At 63.5% G+C, this 2,654-nt stretch carries 4 protein-coding genes; 3 read left to right on the top strand and 1 reads right to left on the bottom strand.

Going from position 1 to position 2,654, the window contains the following annotated elements:
• Positions 1-1,058: alpha-amylase family glycosyl hydrolase (locus QZ588_RS17975; protein ID WP_295544485.1), on the bottom strand; the 1,058-nt coding region annotated here is incomplete at its 3' end.
• 299 nt (positions 1,059-1,357) lie between these two features.
• On the opposite strand from QZ588_RS17975, the gene QZ588_RS17970 reads away from it, so the two are divergent.
• The 3 genes from QZ588_RS17970 to QZ588_RS17960 are packed head-to-tail and all read left to right on the top strand — an operon-like array spanning position 1,358 to position 2,594.
• On the top strand, positions 1,358-1,561 hold the full coding sequence (locus QZ588_RS17970; protein WP_295544484.1) for a hypothetical protein: 204 nt from the start codon (positions 1,358-1,360) through the stop codon (positions 1,559-1,561).
• Complete coding sequence (locus QZ588_RS17965) at positions 1,558-1,950, top strand: hypothetical protein (RefSeq protein WP_295544482.1); 393 nt, start codon at positions 1,558-1,560, stop codon at positions 1,948-1,950. The genes QZ588_RS17970 and QZ588_RS17965 overlap by 4 nt, the downstream gene beginning before the upstream one ends.
• Positions 1,950-2,594, top strand: coding sequence for an AAA family ATPase (locus QZ588_RS17960; protein WP_295544480.1), 645 nt, complete (start codon positions 1,950-1,952; stop codon positions 2,592-2,594). Before QZ588_RS17965 ends, QZ588_RS17960 begins: the two co-directional genes overlap by 1 nt.
• Positions 2,595-2,654 lie beyond the last annotated feature (60 nt).

Genomic DNA, 2,654 nt, shown 5'->3' with positions numbered 1-2,654 from the left:
GGGCGCATCCCGATCCCGTCATGGCTGGCGGTGAAGTTCAGATAGGTGCAGCCCAGCTGCGCGGGCGGCATCGCGGACTGCCAGCGATGAAGGTAGCGCGCCGTGCCCGACTGCATCGCATGCAGGATCAGCGGCGGCAGCGGAAAATTGTAGACCGCGTGCGCCTCGTTGCCGTTGCCGAAATAGCTGAGGTTCTCGGTGCGGGGCACGTTGGTTTCGGTCAGCAGAACGACCGTCTCGACCGCGTAATCGCAGAGCAGGCGAAGCAGCTGCACGATGGCATGGGTCTGGGGCAGGTGGATGCAGCTCGTCCCGGGTTCCTTCCAGATGAAGGCCACCGCGTCGAGCCGCAGGATACGCACCCCCTTGTCGATATGCAGGCGGATGATCCGCAGGATTTCCAGCAGGACCTCGGGGTTGGAGAAATCCAGGTCCACCTGGTCGTGGCTGAAGGTGCACCAGACGTGGCGGTCGCCCTGGCGCGTCTCGATCCTTTGCAGCACCGGCGTGGTGCGGGGGCGCACCACCTGCGAGAGATCGTCCGCGGGATCCGCCTCGTAGAAGAAGCGGTCATACGGCGCCTGGCCCTGGCGGTAGGCGGTGAACCACGGCCCCTGGCTGGAGACGTGGTTCAGCACGAGATCCGACATCAGGTGGAACTGCGCCGCGATCCGCTCGATATCCACCCAGTCGCCGAGCTGCGGGTTGACGGCGCGGTAATCCGTCACCGCGAACCCGTCATCGGAGCTGAAGGGGAAGAACGGCAGGATATGCACACCGTTGACCACGCCCCTCATGTGCCGGGTCAGGAAATCTTCCAGCAGGTCCAGCGGTTTGTGCTGGCCGTCGCGGATCGAGTCGCCATAGGTGATCAGCACCGCGTCGCGTTCCGACCAGAGCCTGTTGCTTGGCGCGCGCGCCCGCTTGCGCCGATGCGTGCCCTCGGGCCAGAAGGCCGCGGTGATCCGTTCGGCCAGGAGGTCCGGCGCGCCATCCGGGTATATCCGGCTGACCAGTTCGGTCAGCCGGGCCTGGAAGAGATGATCCTTGGTCGTCACGCTCAAAGCGGCTCCGGGCTGGGCGGTCTTTGCCGCAGTTGGCGACCTTTGCGCGCCGCTGTCAAACCGGCCGCCGCGACATCGCTTCGCGCCGGGGGCTTTGCCCGGAGTTGCCCGGGGAATGGGCAGCCCCGCCCGCGATGCCGTGTTTTTCTGGGCGTCTTTCGCACCCGGCGCCCGCGGCAGGGCGCGAAGCGGTGCCCGGTCCGGTGCGGATGTGTGGGGCGTGAAACTGTCCGGGATCAAGTGGTGAGCCGTGCAGGACTGACCTGCACAAAGGAAATCAAACACTTGCGGCGGTGAACCGCGAAAATCCGGGCGCTGAAAACGCTCAGGTTTTTCCCGGTCTGGCGAACTGCGCGAAACCCGACAAGGCAAACGAAAACCCCGGCGCGACGGCAATCGCAACCGGGGCTAAAGACGTTGTGGAAGGCGTCTGTTCATTGCCCGAGTATACCGCACTTTTCCCGCTCTTGGCAATGCATTGGGGGGCGCTGGTATGAGCAAGGGCAACACTTTCTCCAAGCTCATCAAGCGGCCGCATCTCGGATCAACCCGGATGCTGGGCTATGCGCTCACGCTGCATGACTATGACGCATGGGAAGGCGCATCGGCCGTCTGGCAAGCCCGCCTGACCGAGACCGAGCGCGCGGCGCTGGCCTGGGCCGCTCTGCGCAGCCTCGACCACGACGACGCGGTGACGGTGGCAGAAACGGCGCTTGGCGGCGCGGGCGCACCGCTACCGCCTTTTATCTCACCGATGGACGAGGCGTCATTCTGGGCTGACATAGCGTCCGAAAGCGAGTTGAAAGCCTATGCGCTGGCCTGTTTCAACCGCCTGTCAAAGCGCGACCAACGCGCCTTCCTGAGCCATGTCAGGGAGGCGGCGTGATGGCGGCAAAGGATTTTGCACGGCTGCATAATCAGGACCGAGCGCACCTTGCAAGCGTCAGGGGGGCGGATCGTTTTATCAATCCCGCGCTGAAAGGGCGCGCTCTGGACCTGAGCGATGCGATTCAACCGATCTGGCAAATCAAGCCCGCGCTCAAATCCCGTTATCTGGTCAAGAATTGGATCGACCGTGGCGCGTTGTCTGTCGTCTATGGCGAAAGCAATGTCGGCAAGACGTTTTTCGCGTTGGACTTGGCAATGCACGTCGCGGCGCGGCTGCCCTGGCATGGGCACAAGGTCGCGGACATTGACCCGGATGGAAATCGGCCGGGGCCGGTTCTCTACATCGCGGGCGAAGGCGGGCACGGCATCCGCAATCGGATCGAGGCAATCCGGCGGGAACGTTCCGACATCATGGAACGGATCGAAGGCGAAAGCGATTTCTGCCTTCTGTCCACCGGCCTTGACTTGTGTGGACCGAACGATGTGAAGGCGCTTTCCGAGGCAATCGCGGAATGGGCGGATTTTGCCGCCCTGATCGTGGTGGACACGCTTGCCCGCGCAATGGGCGACGGCGACGAAAACACCGCGAAAGACATGGGCGCGTTTGTTCGTAACGTGGACCAGTTTGTCAATCGGCATTGAACATTGACCCCCTATCGGCATGCAAAAATGACCCCCTGGTGCTGAGCTGGCCCGATGCTG

This window comes from uncultured Thiohalocapsa sp. (assembly GCF_913062725.1).
In the GTDB taxonomy this organism is placed as follows: domain Bacteria; phylum Pseudomonadota; class Gammaproteobacteria; order Chromatiales; family Chromatiaceae; genus Thiohalocapsa.
The sequence above is the reverse complement of the archived record's forward strand: the minus strand, read 5'-3'. Positions and strand labels throughout refer to the sequence as shown.

What these genes read in the sequence shown, in the direction of transcription:
- QZ588_RS17965 (WP_295544482.1), top strand. Translation starts at nt 1,558, where the DNA reads ATGAGCAAGGGCAACACTTTCTCCAAGCTCATCAAGCGGCCGCATCTC.
- QZ588_RS17960 (WP_295544480.1), top strand. Translation starts at nt 1,950, where the DNA reads ATGGCGGCAAAGGATTTTGCACGGCTGCATAATCAGGACCGAGCGCAC.